The sequence below is a fragment of the Citrobacter sp. RHBSTW-00859 genome (genome assembly GCF_013729795.1).
Lineage (GTDB): Bacteria > Pseudomonadota > Gammaproteobacteria > Enterobacterales > Enterobacteriaceae > Citrobacter > Citrobacter braakii.
This window is the reverse complement of record NZ_CP056284.1, coordinates 4,460,396-4,483,654: the sequence shown is the minus strand read 5'-3', so window position 1 is coordinate 4,483,654 and position 23,259 is coordinate 4,460,396. Positions and strand designations below refer to the sequence as shown.

General features: G+C 52.7%; 21 protein-coding genes and 1 pseudogene. 18 read left to right on the top strand and 4 right to left on the bottom strand.

Annotation, left to right across the window (positions count from 1 at the left end; translation table 11 throughout):
* Positions 1 to 309: 309 nt before the first annotated feature.
* From HV302_RS22380 to tnpC, 13 genes are all read left to right on the top strand, one after another.
* Complete coding sequence (locus HV302_RS22380; protein WP_016808252.1) at positions 310 to 1,404, top strand: DNA adenine methylase; 1,095 nt, start codon at positions 310 to 312, stop codon at positions 1,402 to 1,404.
* Positions 1,401 to 3,620 carry an Eco57I restriction-modification methylase domain-containing protein gene (locus HV302_RS22375; RefSeq protein WP_016808251.1) on the top strand — a complete coding sequence of 740 codons (2,220 nt, stop codon included), beginning with the start codon at positions 1,401 to 1,403 and terminating at the stop codon, positions 3,618 to 3,620. The genes HV302_RS22380 and HV302_RS22375 overlap by 4 nt, the downstream gene beginning before the upstream one ends.
* Positions 3,613 to 4,185, top strand: coding sequence for a hypothetical protein (locus tag HV302_RS22370; RefSeq protein ID WP_016808250.1), 573 nt, complete (start codon positions 3,613 to 3,615; stop codon positions 4,183 to 4,185). Before HV302_RS22375 ends, HV302_RS22370 begins: the two co-directional genes overlap by 8 nt.
* Positions 4,175 to 5,314, top strand: a complete 1,140-nt coding sequence (locus tag HV302_RS22365) for an AAA family ATPase (protein ID WP_016808249.1) — start codon at positions 4,175 to 4,177, stop codon at positions 5,312 to 5,314. Before HV302_RS22370 ends, HV302_RS22365 begins: the two co-directional genes overlap by 11 nt.
* A gap of 3 nt (positions 5,315 to 5,317) precedes the next feature.
* The gene (locus HV302_RS22360; RefSeq protein ID WP_016808248.1) at positions 5,318 to 6,622 is read left to right on the top strand and encodes a 5-methylcytosine restriction system specificity protein McrC; all 1,305 of its coding nucleotides are present in this window, start codon (positions 5,318 to 5,320) and stop codon (positions 6,620 to 6,622) included.
* Between the two features lie 962 nt (positions 6,623 to 7,584).
* Entirely contained in the window at positions 7,585 to 7,983 is a 399-nt protein-coding gene (locus tag HV302_RS22355; RefSeq protein ID WP_016808247.1) for a TIGR03757 family integrating conjugative element protein, read from the top strand.
* On the top strand, positions 7,980 to 8,972 hold the full coding sequence (locus HV302_RS22350; RefSeq protein WP_016808246.1) for a TIGR03756 family integrating conjugative element protein: 993 nt from the start codon (positions 7,980 to 7,982) through the stop codon (positions 8,970 to 8,972). The genes HV302_RS22355 and HV302_RS22350 overlap by 4 nt, the downstream gene beginning before the upstream one ends.
* Positions 8,972 to 10,447 carry an integrating conjugative element protein gene (locus HV302_RS22345; protein ID WP_016808245.1) on the top strand — a complete coding sequence of 492 codons (1,476 nt, stop codon included), beginning with the start codon at positions 8,972 to 8,974 and terminating at the stop codon, positions 10,445 to 10,447. The genes HV302_RS22350 and HV302_RS22345 overlap by 1 nt, the downstream gene beginning before the upstream one ends.
* A gap of 10 nt (positions 10,448 to 10,457) precedes the next feature.
* Complete coding sequence (locus HV302_RS22340; RefSeq protein WP_016808244.1) at positions 10,458 to 10,796, top strand: hypothetical protein; 339 nt, start codon at positions 10,458 to 10,460, stop codon at positions 10,794 to 10,796.
* A 2-nt stretch (positions 10,797 to 10,798) separates the two neighbouring features.
* Positions 10,799 to 12,307: a conjugal transfer protein TraG N-terminal domain-containing protein gene (locus tag HV302_RS22335; RefSeq protein ID WP_016808243.1), complete on the top strand. Its 1,509-nt coding sequence runs from the start codon at positions 10,799 to 10,801 to the stop codon at positions 12,305 to 12,307.
* Positions 12,308 to 12,728: 421 nt separating this feature from the next.
* Entirely contained in the window at positions 12,729 to 13,112 is a 384-nt protein-coding gene (gene tnpA, locus HV302_RS22330; protein WP_001201739.1) for an IS66-like element accessory protein TnpA, read from the top strand.
* A complete protein-coding gene (gene tnpB / locus HV302_RS22325; RefSeq protein WP_000609174.1) occupies positions 13,109 to 13,456 on the top strand; it encodes an IS66 family insertion sequence element accessory protein TnpB in 348 nt (115 codons plus the stop codon). The genes tnpA and tnpB overlap by 4 nt, the downstream gene beginning before the upstream one ends.
* Before the next feature lie 49 nt (positions 13,457 to 13,505).
* Positions 13,506 to 15,041: an IS66 family transposase gene (gene tnpC / locus HV302_RS22320; protein WP_016239903.1), complete on the top strand. Its 1,536-nt coding sequence runs from the start codon at positions 13,506 to 13,508 to the stop codon at positions 15,039 to 15,041.
* Between the two features lie 471 nt (positions 15,042 to 15,512).
* Here tnpC and HV302_RS22315 read toward each other — a convergent pair.
* A protein-coding gene (locus tag HV302_RS22315; protein WP_100214960.1) for an IS3 family transposase occupies positions 15,513 to 16,621 on the bottom strand; the annotation gives its coding sequence in 2 pieces (ribosomal slippage) (positions 15,513 to 16,360 and positions 16,360 to 16,621; 1,110 coding nt in all).
* A 53-nt stretch (positions 16,622 to 16,674) separates the two neighbouring features.
* Between HV302_RS22315 and HV302_RS28405 the strand changes: the two genes are divergently transcribed.
* The 3 genes from HV302_RS28405 to HV302_RS22305 all read left to right on the top strand — a co-directional run bounded on the left by HV302_RS28405 (position 16,675) and on the right by HV302_RS22305 (position 18,255).
* The gene (locus HV302_RS28405) at positions 16,675 to 17,217 is read left to right on the top strand and encodes a DinB/UmuC family translesion DNA polymerase (RefSeq protein WP_050547113.1); all 543 of its coding nucleotides are present in this window, start codon (positions 16,675 to 16,677) and stop codon (positions 17,215 to 17,217) included.
* Positions 17,218 to 17,252: 35 nt separating this feature from the next.
* Positions 17,253 to 17,495 carry a DUF4113 domain-containing protein gene (locus HV302_RS28400; protein WP_323807205.1) on the top strand — a complete coding sequence of 81 codons (243 nt, stop codon included), beginning with the start codon at positions 17,253 to 17,255 and terminating at the stop codon, positions 17,493 to 17,495.
* Positions 17,496 to 17,706: 211 nt separating this feature from the next.
* On the top strand, positions 17,707 to 18,255 hold the full coding sequence (locus tag HV302_RS22305) for a hypothetical protein (protein WP_221891797.1): 549 nt from the start codon (positions 17,707 to 17,709) through the stop codon (positions 18,253 to 18,255).
* Positions 18,256 to 18,305: 50 nt separating this feature from the next.
* Here HV302_RS22305 and HV302_RS22300 read toward each other — a convergent pair.
* Positions 18,306 to 18,983, bottom strand: a pseudogene (locus HV302_RS22300) (IS630-like element ISEc33 family transposase); the annotation flags it as partial.
* A gap of 1,195 nt (positions 18,984 to 20,178) precedes the next feature.
* Between HV302_RS22300 and HV302_RS22295 the strand changes: the two are divergent.
* Entirely contained in the window at positions 20,179 to 21,078 is a 900-nt protein-coding gene (locus HV302_RS22295; RefSeq protein WP_026056053.1) for an integrase domain-containing protein, read from the top strand.
* A gap of 69 nt (positions 21,079 to 21,147) precedes the next feature.
* Here the strand turns inward: HV302_RS22295 and HV302_RS22290 are convergent, their stop codons facing one another.
* Both HV302_RS22290 and HV302_RS22285 read right to left on the bottom strand, forming a co-directional pair.
* A complete protein-coding gene (locus tag HV302_RS22290) occupies positions 21,148 to 21,432 on the bottom strand; it encodes a hypothetical protein (RefSeq protein WP_129008949.1) in 285 nt (94 codons plus the stop codon).
* Between the two features lie 155 nt (positions 21,433 to 21,587).
* A complete protein-coding gene (locus tag HV302_RS22285; protein ID WP_016809494.1) occupies positions 21,588 to 21,794 on the bottom strand; it encodes a DUF1471 domain-containing protein in 207 nt (68 codons plus the stop codon).
* Positions 21,795 to 22,087: 293 nt separating this feature from the next.
* Here HV302_RS22285 and lacI point away from each other — a divergent pair, with 293 nt between their 5' ends.
* Positions 22,088 to 23,170, top strand: coding sequence for a DNA-binding transcriptional repressor LacI (gene lacI / locus HV302_RS22280; RefSeq protein ID WP_024193489.1), 1,083 nt, complete (start codon positions 22,088 to 22,090; stop codon positions 23,168 to 23,170).
* The last annotated feature ends 89 nt before the right edge of the window (positions 23,171 to 23,259 follow it).

Sequence of the window (23,259 nt, the reverse complement as noted above, 5' to 3'; positions counted from 1 at the left end):
TGTCATAGTGTATCTATTCAGTATGTGTGCATATACAATAACGCAATTGCACAGACATATGCGGGGCGTTTTCATGCGATTCACTGACCTCAAAAGTGAGACCTTAAATCTAAGAGTTTCCAGAAAGTTCAAACAGGCCTTAAAGAAGGCAGCGGAGCATGAGCAGCGGAGCATGGTGAATATGCTTGAGGTACTCCTTTGTGACTATTGCGACCACAAAGGCATTGTGTTGCAAAGCCCAGAAGCCAGCCAAGAACTTGGTCAGGGTCGAGCAGTAACTGGCCGTAAAAAAAACGTAGGGGTTTCTATATGACTTTTCGCTATATTGGCTCCAAATCTAGACTCGTCGACAAGATAGCATCCCACATTGGGCCGCCTAGAAAGGGCGCGTTTTTTGTGGATGCTTTTTGTGGAACTGGAGCTGTAGCTGAGGCTGCTGCGGAGCATGGTTGGAATGTGCGGATTAATGATAGCTTGCACTCAGCTGTTATCTCTGCTGGGGCACGTCTTATCAGCCATGATCAGGTGACCTTCAAAAAACTTGGTGGGTACTCTGGTGCTGTTAGCAAGCTAAACGCAGTTAAGCCATTGCATGATTTTATGTGGCGCACTTATAGCCCCGCTTCGATCGATACGTGTGGAATTGAGCGTAGGTACTTCACCGAAGAAAATGCAGCTAAGATAGACGCTATGCGCTGCTTGATTGTTGAGTGGAAAGGTGCCGGATATATTGACGAAATTGAGGAGAGGCTATTGATTGCCGATCTCTTTAGTGCACTGAACCGCGTTGCCAACATTGCGGGCACTTTTGGCTGCTTCCTCTCCAAATGGACAAGCCAATCTCAAAACAAGATTGCCATGCGTTGCCGTGATCTCAAAGAAACTGGAGTGTGTGTTGAGGCTAGCGTGGGTGATGTGTTCGACGTTCCGAATGTTGCACACGACCTCGTGTATTTGGACCCCCCGTACACCAAGCGTCAATACGCGAGCTATTACCACATCCTTGAAACGGTGGCTCTTGGCGATGAGCCTGTGGTGGAGGGGGTTGCGGGACTTCGTCCATGGAAGGCCTTGGCTTCTGACTTTTGCTACAAGAGCCGTGCTCTCAAAACACTCTCGCGTCTGGTTCATGGCTTGAAGGCTCAAAGGGTACTGCTCTCGTACAGTAGTGAAGGGCACATCTGCATGCAGGACATGAAGGCTGAGCTTTCTAAGATCGGCTCGTCCACAATGTACCCTTTGGGCGCCATTGGTCGATACCGGCCAAACAAGGCAGCCAGTAGCTCGGCGTCCGATGTGAATGAGTTTTTGGTGGTCGTGAAACGGTCCATGGCACAGCTTCCCCAAGCCCAGTCAAAAACAGTTAAAGCTATCAAACCCGTTCTCGTGAGGAGCTATGCATGAGTTCTCCTCGGCCTGTTGAATCAGAGTACCTGGCCCCAGCAGAAGCGGCACTCACTCAGGCTGTGGGAGGGGAAACCAGCTTTGAGCTTCGGCTTCAAGTTTTGGAGGCAGCATCAGCGCGTTTTGGCGGGTTTGACCTAACGGCGTTTCATGAGGCTTTTGGAGTCAAGAGCAAGCGCGCAGCATCAGATCTTTTGGAGCTTGCGGTACCTGTAGCAAGTGCCATCGAGCGTTCACCTATTCACCCTGCTTTGGCACTGAGTGTCTTGGCGCGTGAGGTCTTGCATGAGCAGGATCGAAAAAGCACGGGCGCCTACCATACGGATTTTCGCCTGGCTACACGACTGGCGCAGCTCGCAGCCCCCAAGCTCACACACAAGAGCAAGGTGATTGATCCTGCCTGCGGTGCAGGAATTTTGCTAGCAGCGCTGACTCACGCAGTGTGTGGTATGGATAGAGCCAAGACGGCGCATTGGTTGGCTCACGGTGTGTATGCAGCGGATCTTTCTGGCAACTCTTTGCGTGCGGCACTGCTTGCGCTTGCTTCGTTCACTGATGATGTATCGACTCTTAAGGCTATGCGTGCCCGTTGGTACTGTGGCGATAGCTTGATGGCTGATCGCAAGGTTTGGACTGCCATGGTCCCTGAGGGGTTTGATGCGGTGATCGGCAATCCACCATGGGAAAAGGTCAAGCTCTCACGGCACGAATTCTTGAAGTCCTCAGGCACCAAGCGCCACTACGGGGCCCAAATTCATGGGCTTGATGAGGATCTGTTTGCCCAGCAGCGCAATGAGGTAGCGAACTACTCTCGTCGCCTGTTGGCTCGCTATCCCGATTTGGGTAATGGAGAGCCAGACCTATACATTGCTTTCACGGACCTCTTTTTTGAACTCTGCAAAAAGCAGGGTGTGGTGGTTGCACTAATTCCGGGTGGGCTCATTCGCTCGCAAGGTACCCGCGCCATGCGGCAGAAAATCTTTGATGCGAGCCAAAGCGTGTCCATGTCGATCATCGATAACCGTGCACGGTTCTTTACGATCGACACACGCTTTAAGTTCCTGGCCGTGGCTCTCACTAAGGCTGGCTCTGAAAAGAGCAAGCGTGAGCCCATCACTCTCATGCATGAGCGGGGCACCCCTACGGGATTGGAGATTACGGGAACTGCCACTATTGGGCGTGCAGCACTTGCGGGTGTTCGGGGCGATTTGAGCCTGCCCGAGGTTCGTAACGTGTCTGAGTGGAAGCTCTTCTCAAAGATCGGAGAAGCAGGTGTTTCGTGGGAAGAGCCTGGTTATGGCTGGACCCCGAAGTTTTGCCGTGAAGTTGATATGACCAAGGAGCGTCCTAAGTTCCTGGGGCGTGCCACGCCTGGCGCTTTGCCACTGGTGGAAGGTCGAATGGTGCAGGCGCATCGCTTTGGTGTAAAAGGCCACGTGTCAGGCACTGGTCGCCGTGCGTTGTGGGAGGCTTATGCCATCGGAGACTCACGCCTTGCCCCCCAGTTTTGGATTCGTCTCTCCGACATGCCCAGTGCTAACCAGCACCGTGCGGACGTGCTGCGTGTGGGCTTTTGCGACATTGCGGGTCAGACCAATGAGCGTTCGCTCATGGCCTCGTTAATTCCTGCTGGGGTGGTCTGTGGCAATAAGGTGCCCACGATCCTTTTCCCTGAAGACCCATCAGAAGAACGGCTGCTGGTGTGGGTGTCCATCGCTAACAGTTTTGCCTTTGACTGGATGCTTCGGCGTGTGCTCACTACGACGGTGAATTACTTCCTGCTGCAAAGCGTGCCCATGCCAAAACTCGCCAAAGATGGTTTGCCATGGAAGAGGCTGGTGAGTGCTGCACGCGAATTGCGCACACTTGACAGTGCGGGGGCTACTCGTGAAACCTACGAGCGCATGGCGCAGCTTCGTGGGGAGATTGATGCGGAAGTGGCCGTGGCCTATGGGCTCGATTTGAAGGACATGGAGTTAGTGCTCCAAGACTTCCCGCTTTTGGATCGGGGCCAAGTGGGCTTGCCAGGTGAGGCCAAGTCCACAATTACCCGAGATAATGTTTTGGCTGCAATGGCAAAACGCACAGGAAGTCTGTCTACAGTTTGGTCGCACCGTGCGATGCAGGCACGCGCGCTGGGGGCGATTGCTTATGTACCCTCTGAGTTCGCTCTGGGGGGCGAAGAAATAGAAGAAGGATCCAAAATTCATGGCTAATGGAGCGGGACAGGTTGCTCGAATTCTGTACAAGGAGATTGTTGAGGGAGATCGACGGAAAGCTGATGCGGAGTCTAATGACTCTGATTCTGGAGGGGGGGCAAGAGACTTTCGATTTCCCTACGAGGCGGTGTTGCCAGCTGTTGAGTTGATATTTCCCAATAAAATTCTCCGGGGTGGAAAGGCAGTACATCAAGGTACCTTCTTTTGGAACGAGCCGGACTCAACACAGGTTGTATCAAGAGCAGCTGAGTTTATGTCACCCACAAAGTCTCGGCCGAGAGAGGGATGGATTTCTCAGGTGCCGAAATTTTCATGTTTTGATTCGGACCGAATGCCATCAGGGGGAATTGGGAATCGCGTTTTGTTGCTTCTGATTCAGCTTCATGACCAGTCGGTTTGGCCGCACTTCGCGGAAGAAGCAACTCTTCGTGTTAAAGGCGTTTGGGATCCTTCAGTTGCTCAAGAGCTATTGAGTTGTTTGGATGCACAGCGGGCTGCTAATCGAGCCGTAATTGGCTATATCGACTTCACGAACATGCGTAGGTTCTGTAATGGTAAGTGAAAACTGCAAACAGGTGTTAAAGCTACTCGCACGTTCGCGCAACGTGCTGGTGTCTGGTGCACCTGGCACGGGCAAGTCCAAGCTCTTGGCCGAAGTTGCTTTGGCCTTTGAAACAGCCTTTGGTCTTGCTCCTGCAGGTGGCCCACCGCAGCTCAATCCCATGGGCGGCATCCCTATTCCCCCTGCTGCTGGGGTTGTTAAAGACATTCCTGCACCCACCAAGATGGACCGCAAAGTCTTTCGGACGGTCTTCCACCAAAACTCCAAGTACCGCGATTTCTTATCGGGCATCACGCCTGCGGTCAACAAGACAGCAGGAGACCCAGACTTCACCATCGTGAAGGGGACTCTGTACCGTGCCAGTGAGCATGCGAAGGGTGCCAATGGGGCTGCACTGTTGATCATTGATGAGATCAACCGAGGTCCTGCGGTGCAGGTGTTCGGTGGTGCCATTGTGGCCATTGAGTCCGATAAACGCTTGGCCTCTGATGGGGCCAAACTTGCTGAAACGCAGTTCTTTGAAATGCTCGATCCCGTCTCTGGTGATGTGATCGAATACGCACTGCCCCATGACCTCTATATCCTGGCTGCGATGAATCAGGCCGATGCGTCTGTGGAGCCCTTGGATGTCGCGTTCTTGCGTCGTTGGGAACCTATGCGCCTAGAGCCCGATGAGGCGGCTTTGCGGACGTTTTACGGTTTGGGTGCCAAGGGTGTCAATGCATTGCCTGATGTACCTGCCAGCGTGAACGATGCCTTGGAGGCTTCGGTGAGTGCCTGGATTGCTGTAAACGCGCAAATTGCTCTGGGCCGTGGTCCCGAGTTTCAGATCGGGCATGGTGTACTGATGTCGGATGTGAAGCCGCAAACATTGGGCCTTAATGAAGCTTTGGGCACGCTGTGTGTAGGGTGGGCGAAGGTGCGGGCACACGTGGAAGAGGTATTCTTCGGGGACACACGAGGAATTGCAGCGGCTCTTAATGCGCTGGATGGGCCAGCCTTTAATCCGTTCAAGCTCACCGAGACAACTTTTGCGGATGATTTACGCTTTCGTTTTGAAGGGCCCACGAATTTTGCTGAGAACAATATCTACGCAGCTCTCAGGGCATTTGCCAATCCGAGGGGGTAGCACGTGGTGAACCCCCGAACACGGCTGTCCCTTATTGAGTACGGTACACCCGTTGACCTGAGCCGTGCGATTGCTGAAGCGATTGGGGTGGATCGCACGAAGGCCAACAGCCTTTTATTGGAGGCTGGGAGCCGGATTGCGTCGAGCTTAAGGCTTAGCTACAACCCTATCAGTGTGGATGCCAAGGGCACACGTGCCATCGATTTTGCGGGCCTCATTCGCCTGGCACCTTCACTGGAACTGGAAGTTGCTCCCAAGTTTTTGGGACTCGACGACACAGATGCAGCGTGGCGCGAAGATTTCTTTTTCCTCTCCACGCTTTCACGTCATGGGCGGCTCTTGGCTTCCGAACGCTTATCGGCATCAGGTGGTACCCCAAGGGATTTGTCTACGCTAGTAGCTCGTTCCATCACGAGCATGTACGAGGCCCGTAAACGTCGGCCACTGCGCAGTTATCGTAGTGTGCGTGAAGCAGACTTCTTCATCGATGGGGATCCTGATCCGGTGGATCTCATCTTTCCTTCACCTGATGGCTTTGAGCAAGAGCTCATTCGCTTTGATCGCAAGAACGGTTGGAACGGGGATATCGTGGCAGCGGCCAGGGAGTTACTCCCTGAAGTAAGTGACCCTTCAGCCGCAAGTTCGCTGGTGCGTTTGATTGAGGACCTTTCGCCTCAGAACGTTGCTGCTAACCGTCGAAACCCCATTCCTGCACGGCACCGAGCGTGGAAGCCACTGCATGAGCTGTCTATCGATGTGCTCGGAGGCCTGGGGCTTAACTACAAGCAGGGACAGGCCCATGCACCTGGTTACTTAGTGAATACCTGGCGCGTGTGGGAAGATCTGTTAACGGTGGCCGCACGATTGGGCTTTGGTCGCAGTGCCGTAGTGCCCCAACAGGGCTATCCCTTAGGCACTAAGATCAGGATGATTACCGGTGCTGTGAGCAAGCTTTCAGTGTACCCAGACTGTGTAATTGAGCTCGATGGAACAAGGCCCAGGATGCTGCTGGATGCCAAGTACAAGGGCCACGTGGAGAAGGGACAGCTTCGCATCAGTGAAGCTGACATCTACGAAGCCCTGGCCTTCTCCAAGGCTACTGGATGCAACCTAGTGGCACTAGCCTATCCTGCACAACCAAGCGATGCCCCGCAGCCCGTAGGGACGTGCACTGTCTTTGAAAAGGCTGTGGTGGATGCCGTGCAAATCGTGGGCATTCAGATCGAGAGCCGCCTGATTTCTAGGGCGGGAGCTCTCAGATTATTTGCCGCAAACATGGCTGCTGGGGTTACAGCAGCCTTTGTGTGATTGATTCAAGGGCTTCTTCCTAACAGATTTAGCGATGGTTGATTTTACATTTAGGGGCGGTCTGAAAACGTTTAACATTGTCGGCAGCCAGGAGCTTGACTGCGCCATAACAGCAGGTTAAGTAGTTCCAAGCGTTGGCGTACCAGTATGCCTTTAAGGCTTTCTAATCGCTAAGTATGAAACTTTATTTCTACGGATCCGACCGGCAGGTGCGCCCGGCCTCTGGTTTAGGATGATAACCCCTCCTTTTTCGAACAAAAAAACACCGATCCAGGCGGCTTTTGCCGTTAGTTAGTATTAAACTTTATTTTCATCCCGCACGAGGCGCGGACATTTCATAAATGATTTGATGGGTATTACTTCACCGGGATTACGATCCTCTATCAGGTTAAACATATTATCCCTGCCATGAACTCTGCATCAGCCATCTGGTGTATGCTGCGTAAGTCAAAAAGGATGAATCGCCACGGGTTTAACAGTCACCTGGAAGGCGTCAGTCCGGAGGCCTTCGAAAAGGCCTCACCGTGAGGACAGATACTGTCTGCGGAAGCGGGGGCATTCCAAAGTGCCTGCTGCTGATCATCAAAACTTCAGCCACTGCCCGGTTTAGTCCGCCCCCGGATCCTCCTCAGACCGAGCCGTCAGTCCGACTGCGCTATGGGCCCTAACCCAAAACTGAAGTTCGCGCACCTACGCAAAATCTGTAATTACTCGACTGTTTAGCTGAGCCAAATTTTACGTATGAGCGTAGTTTTCAGCCCCGTTTTTCTCAGATTAAGCGACCAAAACAGTTTTCACACGGCTTGGGCACGCAGCGGTCAGTCAGAACAGGTAAAGCAGTGGGAAAGGAAAATTCTAAACTTGCAGATTAATTTTTGAGTTCTGAAAATGAGTTTATTGCGGCTTTTATGAACGGCCGCGGGCACGCTGACAGACGATTCAGTCTGACGGAGTCCCGATTCATGAAACTGACCCCTCTTGTTTTCCTGCCGGCTCTGCTGCCGGCATTCGCACTGGCCGGCACGGTCTTCTTCACCGACAGTCAACATCTGCCGACAAATCTGCCGCCGGACGTGCCGGTGGTCCTTCTTGATGGTCCTGACCGGCTGCAGGCCGACATGTTCGGGGAATTGCCTGCAGACCCGCAGCAGGCCGAAGCACAGGTCAGGCAGATTATGACGTCTCCTGCCTGGCAACAAAAACAGCTGCAACTAAACGATTCTTATCGGCAGGTGGTCCGGGCCTGGGAGCTGGGCATCAAAAAAGTGCCGGCTGTGGTATTTGATGACCGCGATGTGGTGTACGGCACCACGGATGTGGCCGTGGCCACTTCCCTGCGTAACCGGGGAGGTGGTCAGTGAATACAAAACCTTCCCGCATCAGAACCACGGTGTGCTCGCTGGCGGTTGCCACGGTACTGGGTACGGCAACCGCGCCGGCAGCTATTGCAGCACTTAACACCGCGCAGATTATTGCCAGCGCCGTGTCGCAAAACTGTATCAGCTGGCGTGTGAGTGGCATCTGTTACTGGCTGTTCTGCACCCCCTTTGGCTGCAAGGTGCGCACATCGGTCAAAGTCACCCACTTCATTCCTCAGACAGTCGTTTCGACCTATGTCGCTCCGGGCGGCAACCCGTGGCAGGAAATGGCGTTTGTCAGCCAGACCGCCGGCGGGTTAGAGAGTGCTGTGACCAGCGGGCTTTCCGGTGTTTCTGCCGGAGGAGCCAATCCGGCCGACATGAAAAATCCCGGCCAGCGCAAGTCTGCCGTCCGTTTCAAATATGCCGATGCGATTGGCCACCCGGCCACCTCCCTGATTGGCGGCAGTATTCCGGGCTATTCCTGTGATACCGCAGCCACCCCGTTAATGCCTTACTTCCTGAGTACGCTGGATTCGGCGGCCTGGCGCACGGGCGTGCCGGAGTCCCTCTATCCGGAGGCGCTTGTGCCCGGCCAGCGGGAAATCGGCAGTCAGGCCGCAGCAAATATGTGGGGCAACGTCTATCCCCGTTCGGGGTTTGTCAGCCAGACCGATGATGATAAAGCCTCTGCCGTGGTGGCACAGCGTGTCGCAGACATTATCACCCGCGCCGGGCAGCCGCATGTGTATCAGGTGCTCAAAGGCAACCGTCATGACGGGTACTGGCCACCGGGCGAGGTTAAGGAAAACACCGGCACACGCAATCACAAATGGCAGCGGCTGGCCCCCCACATGACACAGTCATGTGCCGTCTTCCCGGACGGGAGCCACACCGCCGCGAGCGACAACAACGAAGCCTTTGCGTTCTGGCAGCCCTACAGCTGCTGCAAACGACGCGGGCAGACATTTCTGGGCAGCACTGATATCTGATGAGGAAAACCGTGAAAAAAACACCTTCATTTTCAGCCGCTCGCGTAAGCCTGCTGCTGACCGGCTCCCTGCTGAACGTCCTCCCGGCCGCGCACGCAGCCGATGATGACAATACCATCCTGGGCATGTCCCTGCCGCAGGTGAACAACAGCGCCATCGGTTACGGCAAGTCCGTGGATGGGGCGGTGTCAGACAAACTGTTCTACACCCTCGGCGGCGGCTCGGTCATTTCCCAGCCGGCCACGCGCGGCAATATGCAGAAGCTGGGGCTGAATACCGGCTGGAGCAGTGACCTGATGTGCGGCAATTTTGACCTGAAAACCACCGTCGGCAACCAGCTCAACGGCGTCACATCAGGCTTTAAAAACCTGATGGGCGACGTGATTCAGGGGGCCACCGGCGCGGTGGCCAGTCTGCCGGCGATGGTCATTCAGCGGGCCAACCCCGGTCTGTATGACATGCTCACAAACGGCGTGCTTCAGGCCAATGTGTCATTCGACAAGGCGCAGCTCAACTGCCAGAACATGGCGAAAAAGATGATGGACTTCAGCGACAGCAGTAACTGGACGCAGCAGGCCATGATGGATGAATACAAGTCTGTTGTGAACAGCGGAGACACTGACGCGGTTCGTGCAGATGAGGCGGGGCGGAAAGTCACCGGCACGTCGGGCAATAACTGGATTGGCGGTCAGAAACGTGGGGGGGCGGGGCAGCCCGCCATCCGTGTCACCCATGACCTTGTTGCTGCCGGCTACAACATGATGAACGGTCTGCCTGTCACCGCTAATTCGACTGTCGGCGAAAGCAGCTGTAACGGTGGCGCATGCTCTAAATTCGGCAGCGCGGAAGAGGCGGCGGCCATGACCGTGAAGGTGCTGGGCGATCGTTCGATGCGCACCTGTGCCAACGCGAGCGAATGTACCAGCGGTGATGCGGATGACCAGCCCGGTACGACCGTTGCCGGCACCGGCTTTGCCCCACTGCTGGAAGAGGCAACCAAAGCCAACGCTGAGCAGCTGGTCAGGCTCGTCAACGGTACGGAAAAGCCCACGGCCGCGAATCTGGCGAAGCTGAAAACAGGCGGACTGCCGGTGACGGCCGGCGTGATTAAAGCCCTGCAGCGTGATCCGGATAACGCGGCCCTGACCGCCCGCCTTGCAGGCGAGCTGGCCATGTCTGACACGGTGGAAACGGCGCTGCTGATGCGTCGCATGATGGTTACCGGTATGTCGGAGCCGAATGCTGCCGCTCAGCCAAAGGCCATTGATACCGCCGGCCAGCGTATTGAGGCGCTGGATCGGGAAATCGCGGCGCTGAAAAACGAGATGGAGATGAAGCGTGAACTGTCACGTAATTCGGTGCTGACCATTATCGACAGGGAGAACCAGCGCGTCGAAACCAACCCGCAGACCCAGTCTGATGACAATACCGACAGTCGCTTCAACCAGATGGCAGCGCCGCAGTCGGCTGAATGAGGGAATAAGGATGCGTAAAAAAACGACTGTCAGGAAAGTCCTGACCCGTGCCGGCATTTTCCTCGCCTGCATGGCGCTGTTCATGGTGGTCTCACTGATGGTGGCTGACACCGCCATGAAACATCCGACTGAAGCTGCTGCATTCCGGAGCTGGATGCAGTCGACGCGCTACGGCTGGCTGATATGGCGACTGGCGCTGTATGCGCTGGTTGCGTGGGGCCTCTTGAAAATCCGGCATGCGCCGGGTTTGCAAGAGTCGTACAGGCGACCACTGCTGCGCATCAGTGTGGTCAGTGTACTTTTTATCGCGTTATGTGAGTACGCGATGTTTACCGGTCCGGGAGCCTGAAGATGACGACAAACAGCTATCTTGAGTATTTTCTCACGCTGCTCGGCTGGGTGATCAATAACGGCCTGTGGAATGTCCTGCTGAGTACCGGGCTTTTTGTCCTGCCGCTGGCGTTTAAGGTGGTGGGGGTTTGGCTCAGGGTCCGCGAAGAGGGGGAGGATGAAGGCAACAAGGGGATGCTGTCGTTGCCCCGTATCGAGAACGCGCTGTATGCCGGTTTCCTGGTGATGATTGCCTGCTGCGTACCGCTGATTAATGTCAGCCTCAGTACGATGCAGTACGACACAACCCGGGCAAAGAGCTGTGGTGTGTGGACGCCAAAAGCGCCGGATGAAAGCGGCTATGCCGGCGTGGTCACCAGTCTCAACGGCCAGACGGCTGCAGCACCGGTATGGTGGGTGCTGATTCATAAACTCTCAAAAGGGGTAACCCAGGCAGCCGTGGCGACCATTCCCTGCCGCCCTGACATGCGCCAGATCCGCTTTGAAGTGCAGCATACGCGTATCGACAACAAAGCGCTGGCGCAGGAACTGCAGGACTTCACCAACGACTGCTATTCGGTTGCGTTGTATCTGTGGAAGCAACAGGATCAGGGCCAGACAAAGGACAAAACCACGCTGCGTGATATCGAATGGATTGGCAGCAGTACATTCCTGAGCCGGTATTATCCTTCGTTGCAGTCCAAACTGCCCCGGGCTGCGTTCCCGTGGACCGACAGCCGGGACAGCGGCCGGCCCAATACAGGAAGAGGAGGCTATCCCACCTGCAGCGAGTGGTGGAGCAGTACGGACACCGGACTGAAAGCACGGGTGAAGGACCAGGCCGACCCCGATATGTGGCTGCGTATCTCGGCCGCAATGAAAATGTCAGGCTTTAACGACAGTGACTATCAGGAAGCCGTCATCCGTCGTCTGGTCAGCCCGGAAAGCCTGACGGTCTCACAGAATGGTCACGTGTATGCCGGCTATGGCGGCAACGCCGATTTTACCCTGGATAATGCCGCGGCGCGCGTGGCCTCCATTGGCGGTACGGCCCTCGGCAGTCTGGCCGCGTTCCCGGCGTTCGATGCGATGCGGCAGGCGCTGCCAATGGTGCAGGCCATCCTGCTGATGGCAATATATGTCATGCTGCCGCTGATCCTGGCATTTGCGGCCTACGAATTCAAAACCGTTATTACGCTGACCTTTGTGATATTTGCTCTTAACTTCCTGACATTCTGGTGGGAACTGGCGCGCTGGCTCGACAGCTGGTTGTTAACCGCGTTGTACAGTTCAGACACTCACAGCCGCTTTAATATGGCAGGGCTGCAGAACAGTACCGATGACCTTATTATGAATCTGGTTATGGGAGCGATGTTTATTGTACTGCCTGCCGTTTGGTTAGGAGCATTATCTTGGGCGGGAGTAAGAATAGGCGATGTAATCTCTGGGGCACTTAAAACTGGGGTTGCTAAACCTCAAGAAACCGGGGGAGCAGCTGTAGATTCAGTTAAAAAAAGTGTTCGTTTATAATGGCATATTAAGCGAGGCGTGAATGCCTCGCTTAATCTAGTTTCTCAGACGTAATGTCATCAGAACCCGTATAATAACCATATCCATCTTTACCATATCTGTAACCGGGGCCTGTGCTTGAATCATCATCGTCAGGAGCTGACGAGCTGACATTTTTTGCAATGAAGGTGATACATAAAAGAAAGATCAGGCATGCGGAGATCACAAAACCCACTGTCAAAAGCCCTGCTAGAGTGCCGGCAAAAACCAGAATCAAGGGTATATGGCCAATCCATGTAGGTATTCTATTTTTCTTTGCCAATGTTACGCAAATTTTATCAAGATTCAGGAGATTAACTGTAAGCGTCGTCTGAGTACCGTCTGGTCCCGAATCCAGGATCCTGTAACTTAAGCACCCACTTATTTTGCAGGTGGACACCTCATGCGCGCTAAAGAAAGACTTCCCCGGAAACACTATTCCCCTGAATTCAAAATGGAACTGGTCAGGCTGGCTCTTGAAGAAGAAGGCAGTATTGCCGCACTGGCCCGGAAACATGACGTCAATGATAACCTGCTCTTTAAATGGATAAGGCTCTGGCAGCGTGAAGGGCGGGTCTGTCGGCCCCGAAAAAACTCATCGTCGCTTCCTGCCCTGATACCCGTGCAGCTTCAGGCGGGCTCTTCTCTCCCAACCTTCGAACTACCATCCTGCTCTCCTCCCGCTACCTGCCACATAAAATGTCGGGGAGGAGAAATAACACTGACTCATCCCTCTGCTGAACTCATGAGCACTGTCCTGCGCGAACTGATGCGGGGGCCGGTATGATAAATCTTCCCGCAGGCACAAAAATCTGGCTGGTTGCCGGTATCACCGATATGCGCAACGGCTTCAATGGCCTCGCCGCAAAGGTGCAGACCGCGCTGAAAGATGACCCGATGTCCGGCCACGTCTTCATCTTCCGGGGACGCAGCGGCAGTCAGGTAAAACTGCTCTGGTCCACCGGCGATGGTCTGTGCCTGCTGACAAAGCGACTGGAACGTGGTCGCTTCGCCTGGCCCTCAGCCCGCGATGGCAAAGTGTTCCTGACGCCGGCGCAACTGGCGATGCTGATGGAAGGTATCGACTGGCGACAGCCAAAGCGGTTACTGACATCCCTGACCATGTTGTAGCGCTCTTTATCCTGGTTGTCGCAGAATAAGCCTGGTAAAATACAGGCTTATGAACGATACCTCTTCTGACGACATCCTTCTGCTGAAACAGCGCCTGGCCGAACAGGAAGCGTTGATCCACGCCCTGCAGGAAAAGCTGAGCAACCGGGAACGCGAAATAGACCATCTGCAGGCGCAACTGGATAAGCTGCGCCGGATGAACTTCGGCAGTCGTTCCGAAAAGGTATCCCGCCGTATCGCGCAAATGGAAGCTGACCTGAACCTGCTGCAGCAGGAAAGCGATACGCTGACCGGCCGGGTGGATGACCCGGCAGTGCAGCGCCCGCTGCGTCAGACCCGCACCCGCAAACCGTTCCCTGAGTCACTCCCACGGGATGAGAAGCGGCTGCTGCCGACTGAGCCGTGTTGCCCGGAGTGCGGTGGTTCGCTGAGTTACCTGGGTGAGGATGCCGCCGAACAGCTGGAGCTGATGCGCAGCGCCTTCCGGGTTATCCGGACAGTCCGTGAAAAGCATGCCTGCCGTCGGTGCGATCGCATCGTTCAGGCCCCGGCTCCTTCGCGCCCCATCGAACGGGGGATCGCCGGACCGGGGCTGCTGGCCCGAGTGCTGACCTCAAAGTATGCAGAGCACACACCGCTGTATCGCCAGTCGGAGATCTATGCCCGCCAGGGTGTAGTGTTGAGTCGTTCTGTACTGTCGGGCTGGGTGGATGCGTGTTGTCGTCTGCTGGCACCGCTGGATGAAGCCCTTCAGCACTATGTCCTGACCGACGGCAAACTCCATGCTGACGATACGCCTGTCCCGGTGCTGTTGCCGGGCAATAAGAAGACGAAGACCGGGCGCTTATGGACGTACGTTCGAGACGACCGCAACGCCGGATCAGCGCTGGCCCCCGCAGTGTGGTTCGCTTACAGCCCGGACAGAAAAGGTATCCACCCTCAGACCCATCTTGCAGGCTTCAGTGGCGTACTGCAGGCTGATGCCTACGCCGGGTTCAACGAGCTCTACCGCGACGGCCATATAAAGGAAGCCGCGTGCTGGGCCCATGCCCGCCGAAAAATCCACGATGTTCACGTCCGTACCCCGTCAGCCCTGACGGAGGAGGCGCTGAAACGGATCGGCGAGCTGTATGCCATCGAGTCGGAGCTCAGAGGTAAAAGAGCAGAGGAACGGCAGGCAGTCCGGCACCAAAAAGTGCTGCCGCTGCTGGCGTCACTGGAGGGGTGGCTGCGGGAGAAACAGAAAACCCTCTCAAGGCACTCAGAACTGGCGAAGGCGTTCGGGTATGCGCTGAACCAGTGGCCGGCGCTGATCCGCTATGCAGAAGATGGCTGGGTGGAGGTGGATAATAACATTGCCGAAAACGCCCTACGACGGGTCAGTCTGGGGAGAAAAAACTGGCTGTTCTTCGGCTCGGATCATGGTGGTGAGCGCGGTGCGTCACTGTACAGTCTTATCGGGACGTGCAAATTAAACGGCGTGGATCCGGAACGCTATCTGCATTATGTACTTGATGTCATCGCCGACTGGCCTGTGAACCGGGTGGGTGCTCTGCTCCCGTGGCGGGTTACTCTGCCTGCCTGACCAGCTTCACTTCGTCAATACGGTTCTCACTGCACGCTTACGATTAACTTTCATTTGCTTATAAAGGATTGCAAGTCTTGCTCCACGATTCCAAGCTCGATTTTTTTGAGATTGAGGCATTACATTCCTCCATACTAGGTAAGCCTTAAAGACCACTATAGCCATAGCCGATTTTTTGTGCAATTAACAAGGGCTATTAGTATCCTGTAATAGCCCCCGTTTAAACCGGACACTTCACCAGTAAGACATAGGCATAGAGCTATGTTTAAGGAGTGTCCTGTGCAAAGAATCGAAGTGATCACTGGCGAGCAAAAGCGCCGCCGTTATACTCCCGAAGAGAAAGCCCGTTTTGTAGCGCTCGCCATGCAGCCCTGACCTGCTCCCCGTTGATTAATACACCGTGATGTTAGTAATGTCTTCATATGACCCTGACCCCGAATATGCTCCAGTCATAATCAGGAATAACCGGCTTCATGTTGGCTGCATATTCAGGCAACCGGCAGACTTTTCAGCAAATTCAGATGGCGTCATCCAGCCCAGCGCAGAATGGGGACGTCTCTGGTTATAGTGTATGCGCCAGGCCTCGATTTTGCACCGTGCATCCTCCAGGGACATGAACCAGTTTTCGTTCAGGCATTCCTGCCGTAACCTGCCGTTGAAGGACTCCACCGTCGCATTGTCCGTCGGTGTTCCCGGGCGTGAGAAGTCGATTCTGATGCCTCTTTCGTACACCCATCTGTCCAGCATTTTACCTGCAAATTCAGAACCATTATCGGTTTTCAGCAACTGAGGTAAAGGACGTCTGAGCGCTATGCTGTTCAGCATTTCTGCCACTTCTGTTGAACGCAAATTCTGCCCCACGCAGATCCCCAGGCATTCGCGGGTGTACAGGTCGATAACCGTCAGCAGGCGCAGTCGTCGCCCGTCAAACAACGCATCAGAGACAAAATCCATGCCCCAGACGTGATTCGGATACAGACCCTGAGGCTGCGGTTGTCGGCGCTGGGCCGATTTATTGCGGCGTGGCCGTTTGAGACGCAGTGACAGCCCCTGTTCGCTGTAAAGCCGGTAGATCCGTTTGTGATTATCGCGCCAGCCTTCCCGCCTGAGCATCACGTGTACCCGGCGGTACCCGTAATGAACCCGGGTTTCGGTTATCTCACGGATGCGTAGCCGCAGTGCGCTGTCGTCGGCGGCCACAGAACGATATCGAAACGAGCTGCGGCTGACCCGCAGCGCAAAACAGACCTGTCTCTCACTGGCCCCGTAGCGGGCTTGCAAATCCCTGACCCATTCGCGCAGGTGTGCCAGCGTCAGCTCTTTTTTGCCAGCACGTCCTGCAGCATCGCCTTGTCGAGGCTCAGATCGGCAACCAGCCTCTTCAGCCGCAGATTTTCCTCTTCCAGTTGCCGCATATGCTTCAGCTCCGAAGGAGAAATACCACCGTATTTTTTACGCCACGTATAGAAAGTGGCATCCGAAATGCCCAGCTTGCGACAGACGTCCGGCACTGACGTACCCAGTTCAGCCTGCTTCAGGGCAAAAACAATCTGCTCTTCGGTGAATCGTGACTTTTTCATCGGCACCACCTCCGTTCAGGGGAGTGTTTATCATGCCGGAATTCTGTTTCTGAATGGAACAGGATTTTGGGTCAGGGTCAGTGGGGATAGGCCCAACGAAAACTCTGGTTAAACTGGCCCAATATGCAAGTAAACGCTGGCCAGCTACGCGAGGAGTAGTTGACCTGAGCAATATAGGGCGACAGCGAAAGTTAATGGCCTTGGTGCCAGTCGAAGAGGTCTGGGGTATTGGCCGTCGGCTCGGTAAAAAATTGCAGTTGATGGGGATTAACAATGCACTCCAGCTGTCTGAGCTGTCTCCTTCATTTATTCGTAAGCAATTTTCAGTGGTTGTTGAACGAACAGTAAGAGAACTCAACGGCATGCCCTGCCTGGGCCTTGAAGAGTTTACAGCTCCAAAGGAGCAAATCATATGCTCCCGCTCCTTTGGAGAAAAACCTACAGATGAATTCAGCATCCATCAGGCCGTCTGCGCTCATGCCGAACGTGCAGCGGAAAAGTTACGCGCAGAGCGCCAGTTTTGTAAACGAGTAGCGGTGTTCATCAGTACCAGTCCCTTTGCAGAGAATGAGTCGTTCTTTAAAATCAGGCTGTAACGGAGCTTGCTGTTCCGGCCCGTGATTCCCGGGATATCATCAAGGCGGCTGTAAGAGCTCTTGAAACAATATTCATCCCGGGGCATCGTTATCAACGCGCAGGTGTAATTCTCACCGATTTTCGCAGCGCGGCAGTATTACAACTTACCCTGTTCGATGACCTTCAGCCTCATCGTAATAGCGATGAATTAATGACACTCATAGACAGCATTAACAGCTCTGGTAAGGGTTCAGTCTGGTTTGCAGGGCAGGGCATTAAAAGTGATGCCACAGGCTGAAAGATGCGAATAGAAAGACTTTCGCCCGCTTTTACAAACAGATTGGATGATATTGTCAGAGTAAGGTAATCTTTTTTATATTTGCTCAAAACCGCACCATTGACATTACAAACTCTATACGGCAGGGTTTACAGTCTGTTACATGGTGAATAAGTCAAGCGTACTTTTCATTGACCGCTTTTTTAGTAAATATGTTTGGAGGATATGGATCGTGAGGAGTCTTACCGCCATTTTAATAATTCCTGCTCTTGTCACAGCCTGTAGCATGCAGGAAATAGCAGATACAAATAATAAAATCAGTCATGGTGCTTCAGGTATAATGAACTCTTTGAGGGGAAACTCTAACCCATCAACTGATGTTACGACACCAATGCATTTACCTCAGTCATTAAAAAAAGAATCCAAGTCTAAAAATTATACTGTAGCTGTTGATGTAGATACTGCTGCTGCCAGAATAAAAAGACATTACAAGTTTATGTCAAGTCAGGAGCTGGATAGTTTACGGAATAGCTCTAATGACGGGGCATGGAAAGCGGCCGCTGAAGATGATGCACATCCAGTTTGGGAGGCAATACCTGGTAGCTATTATAAAATGGGCTCTGACTGGAATGATAACGATCATTTAGATGTAGAAATTGAAAAAAACGGGAGTGGAAGTAAACTCTATATAACATATTCATCGGCATCTGCAGAAAGGCTATCGGGATCTGGCGTACAGAAGTTGATGAAGGAAATTCATTCCGTGGCTATAGGTGAGTGATATTTTATCGGGAAAAGGTAGTTATCATTATGTGTTAATGATAACTACCTGACTTTACCCGTGCCACTGTGCAGTGCGCCGGCCAGATAGTATTTTTCGTTCTGCCCCGGCGTCACTACCCGTTTCTGCTGTCCGCGCAACTGCCAGTCCGCACCGATTTTAGGATTAAGGTGGATATCCACTTCATCTTCATAAAATACCGGATGCTCTGCGCTGCATTCATCCAGCGCTTTGTGGATTACCGCCATCTTTTCATCTTTATGTGGGTCACGGATACGCAGAGTTGGCGCGGCCCTGCGCCATACAAGCCCCGCAGATGGCAACCAGCGGCGAACGGTTCCTGCATGTAACTGGCAACCGGTTATCTCATTGATTTTTAATGCCAGTAATTCGGTGCTCCAGCGTGAACGTTGATAACCAAAATCGCCGGGAGAATGCTTTATCAGCTCACGTAACAGGGTGCAGATATGTTCAAAAGGCCAGCGTCGGGAGCGCCCTGCGGGTAAGGATTTCAGGCCTTCAATACCTGAGTGCGTAAACCAGTTAATCCAGCGACCAACGGATGAACGGGCACAACAGAGAGTTCTGGCAACATCGCTGACCCGTTCACCCCGATGAAGCATCAGCATGGCCGTGAGTCTGCGGGCATGATTTTTATCGCGCGTTTTATGAATAGCTTTCTGCATCAGGCGTCGTTCGCCACGGGGTATTGGTGCTATGATCGGCATCGCTCAGTCCGGTTGGTGGTTTTGGTTGGTTTGGCGATTGATCAGATCGCACAATCCGGGCTGAGTTCCCTTTCAGTGATCTACTATTCCGCGCATCTATTTAGTCATTAAGAATATATTTAGATCAATAGAGGTTAATAATAAATAAAAGAATAAAAAGTTAGATAATCCGAAAATCAGAATCATAAGGCGTTGTTTTAAAATATCCATATCAACCACTTTCATCGGAGAAAACTACATATTACTCACCCAAAAAACGATGTCTACATCCATTTGACGTCGTATTTCCCTGTTGGTACTATCAAACTGTTGTACTGTCGCACTGGCGACCACCAATGCTCTTGTAGCCTGTGATGAGCGCCTTTGGGTGGCTACAGTCGCACTTAAGCTGCGACCACCAATGTTCCGGCAGTCTGTGAGGAGCGCCTTCGGGTGACTGCACAATAAAACTCTCTAAGCCTGAAAGGGAGTACATGAAAAATGTGGCAAATCTGCTCACCTTTGAAAGCAGATATCGTCTATGAAGGCGCACTATGACGCGGCGATGAAGGTTTACTGTGTAGCAAATCTGCCAGTTTCAATTCACTTCCGTTCTGTGAACGGCATCAGTTCAACGTCTTCTCATTTGCAGTGATACGCCCTGAGTTTCGTACGACTTTTGCATCGACGGATAAGGCCATTTGGTACATTTGGCCGCTTACGGAGTTGCATTAGGAGCACGAAGCTGCGCGGCGTCACTTGTGAAGTGGCGAAGACACTACCAAGTGACGCGCGCAGCGCATAACGTCTCAACCCACGTAAGACGTGGTTTTCAACGTTTTACTACCATCTGACCAACATGTAGCCCGTGTCAGTGCGGTTTTAAAATCACTTTCACATCAACGTAAGCACGACGGGAGGCCGTCTGAACGTTCAACTATCAGTAAGGAGGAAATCGACTCGGTATCGATGGCGACACTACGAGCAGTAGTGTTGGAGGCAGCTTGACGTAAGTCAGCTCTGCATAAGCAGCAAACAGATCAGAGATCTGGGGTGCCTCGCAAGAACTCAACAATTCGCCGCCCCGATGCACAGATACCAGTCGAGACGCAGGAAGCGCAACAGCAACCGTGTCGTCGGGGAATGAATTGCTGGTCTACAGATCCGTCTGCTTCTTTACAAGCAGAGGGACGTGTATGCCTTTGGAGAGAGTGAAATGTCCAGATTCAGTAAACAGCTGTGCAAACAACTCGTCACGCTTGCCCGTCAGGGGCGGGGAAGTTATAAAACGGTGGCTGACCGTTCAAGAATCGCAGAACGTTTTTCTGAACGACTGTCTGAACTGAATATTCAGATCAGGGACGTAAAACATATCAAAACTTCCCATATTGAAAAGTATATTGAGAGCAGGAAGGCAGATAGTTTATCTCTCAGGACGTTACAGAATGAGATGTCTGCTATCCGTTCTGTTTTATTATCAGCAGGAAGAAATAAACTGGCCGATCCCAGTCACATTAACCTGAGTAATCAGGCGCTCGGGATTTCTGGTGCTAACCGGGATGGAACTAAACTTCCCATTACAGACGAAAAACTTAATGCTGTGGTCAGTTTTGCCCAAAGAAAAGACGAGGGCGTTGCTCTTGCTGTGCAACTTTCCCGATATCTTGGATTGAGAACAGAAGAAACCGTTCAGTCTGCAAAGTCTTTAAAGACATGGAGGCAGGCACTGATTAATAATCATGAGCGTGTCCGTGTTGTTTTCGGGACTAAAGGCGGACGTCCAAGGGAAACGACAGTTTTTAATCGCGAAAAAGTTTTATCAATTCTTGACAAGGCAATTAGTTATGTCAGTGAACATAACGGAAAACTGATTGATAAACCCTCTCTGCATACCGCTATTGATCGCTACCGTAATATTGTAAGAGAGGCCGGAATGAATGGTAAAAATGCGCCGCACAGTTTACGTTACGCTTACTCCCGCGATGCTGTAAATCACCATATTAAAAATGGAATGAGTCGCGATGAATCCGAGGCATTAGTTTCAATGGACCTGGGCCATGGAGATGGTCGGGGGCGTTATATTAAACAAGTTTATTTTCGTAAGGAAAAAGAATAGATTGTATCGCTACTGAATTTTCAGGATGTACAGCCACAGCTCATGCAGGGCTGTGGCTTCTTTAAATTATCAATCAGTAAATTTACATGTTCGAATAGCTTTAATGCTTGATGCGCCAGCAAGTCTTACTGTTTCATTTATTGACTTTCCGTTTCTGAAAGGATTGATTGTCTCTTTTTTACTTGTTGGATTTATTTTTAATCTGATAATTGTTTTGACATGCAAAAAATATCGTTTCTTTATTCCGGGTGTGTGAGTCATTCGCATTTTTCTTGACAAGATATCCGCAAGTACTGCTGCCAGTGGGGAGTCTGGAGTTGCTGTACATGATGATGGGTGAGTTTTACCCGACATGTACGGGTAACTCGCAGTTCCCCACCCATGATAGTTTATAAAGTTATTAATGAATCAAAAATAAAAACCTTCAGCATGTAATATTGATATTAATATCTTTGACCGCGTCAATATCCATACCTGTAAAATCAGGGGGCAGTATTACCCCGAACTATTTATTTCGGCAGGATTTCTGCTGTGATATGTACTTTATTTCCCATGCGGGCTTCGGTAATATTATAATACCTGTCACCCTGCTTGTCAGCCTGCTGGCGAATTTTTTCTTCCGTCTGCTCCAGTGTATCGCCTGTTGCCGTCACGGTTTGAGCACAGACTGAAAAAGGCAGGATTATAGAGAGGAATAACGTCATGATATTTTTCATTGATAATCCCTTGATTAATAATTAAATGGATGACTTAAGCCAGGCTGCGATATTCTGGGTAATGCTGTCAACCTGTTGATGACTATTTTAATCTGTAGTCATTCAATCCTTGTAACATCAGGATGATCCTGGTGTCAGTGAAAATACGAAATCAACACGTTGGTATCATTACCCACCTGTGAACTGACGTCGGCATTTTGAATCTCACTTCGGCGTGCCCCCTCCGAATGGCGCAAAACATTTCGTGGTATGGCATGATAGCACCCGAAGAGAGTCAATTCAGGGTGGTAAATGTGAAACCAGTAACGCTATACGATGTCGCAGAGTATGCCGGTGTCTCTTATCAGACCGTTTCCCGCGTGATGAACCAGGCCAGCCACGTCTCTGCGAAAACGCGGGAAAAGGTGGAAGCGGCGATGGCGCAGCTGAACTACATTCCCAACCGCGTGGCACAACAACTGGCGGGCAAACAGTCGTTGCTGATTGGCGTTGCTACCTCCAGTCTGGCCCTGCACGCGCCGTCGCAAATTGTCGCGGCGATTAAATCTCGCGCCGATCAACTGGGTGCCAGCGTGGTGGTGTCGATGGTAGAACGAAGCGGCGTCGAAGCCTGTAAAGCGGCGGTGCACAATCTTCTCGCGCAACGCGTCAGTGGGCTGATCATTAACTATCCGCTGGATGACCAGGATGCCATTGCTGTGGAAGCTGCCTGCGCTAATGTTCCGGCGTTATTTCTTGATGTCTCTGACCAGACTCCCATCAACAGTATTATTTTCTCCCATGAAGACGGTACGCGACTGGGCGTGGAGCATCTGGTCGCATTGGGTCACCAGCAAATCGCGCTGTTAGCGGGCCCATTAAGTTCTGTCTCGGCGCGTCTGCGTCTGGCGGGCTGGCATAAATATCTCACTCGCAATCAAATTCAGCCGATAGCGGAACGGGAAGGCGACTGGAGTGCCATGTCCGGTTTTCAACAAACCATGCAAATGCTAAATGAGGGCATCGTTCCCACTGCGATGCTGGTTGCCAACGATCAGATGGCGCTGGGCGCAATGCGCGCCATTACCGAGTCCGGGTTGCGCGTTGGTGCGGATATCTCGGTAGTGGGATACGACGATACCGAAGACAGCTCGTGTTATATCCCGCCGTTAACCACCATCAAACAGGATTTTCGCCTGCTGGGGCAAACCAGCGTGGACCGCTTGCTGCAACTCTCTCAGGGCCAGGCGGTGAAGGGCAATCAGCTTTTGCCCGTCTCTCTGGTGAAAAGAAAAACCACCCTGGCGCCCAAGACGCAAACCGCCTCTCCCCGCGCGTTGGCCGATTCATTAATGCAGCTGGCACGACAAGTTTCCCGACTGGAAAGCGGGCAGTGAGCGCAACGCAATTAATGTGAGTCAGCTCACTCATTAGGCACCCCAGGCTTTACACTTTATGCGTCCGACTCGTATGTTGTGTGAAATTG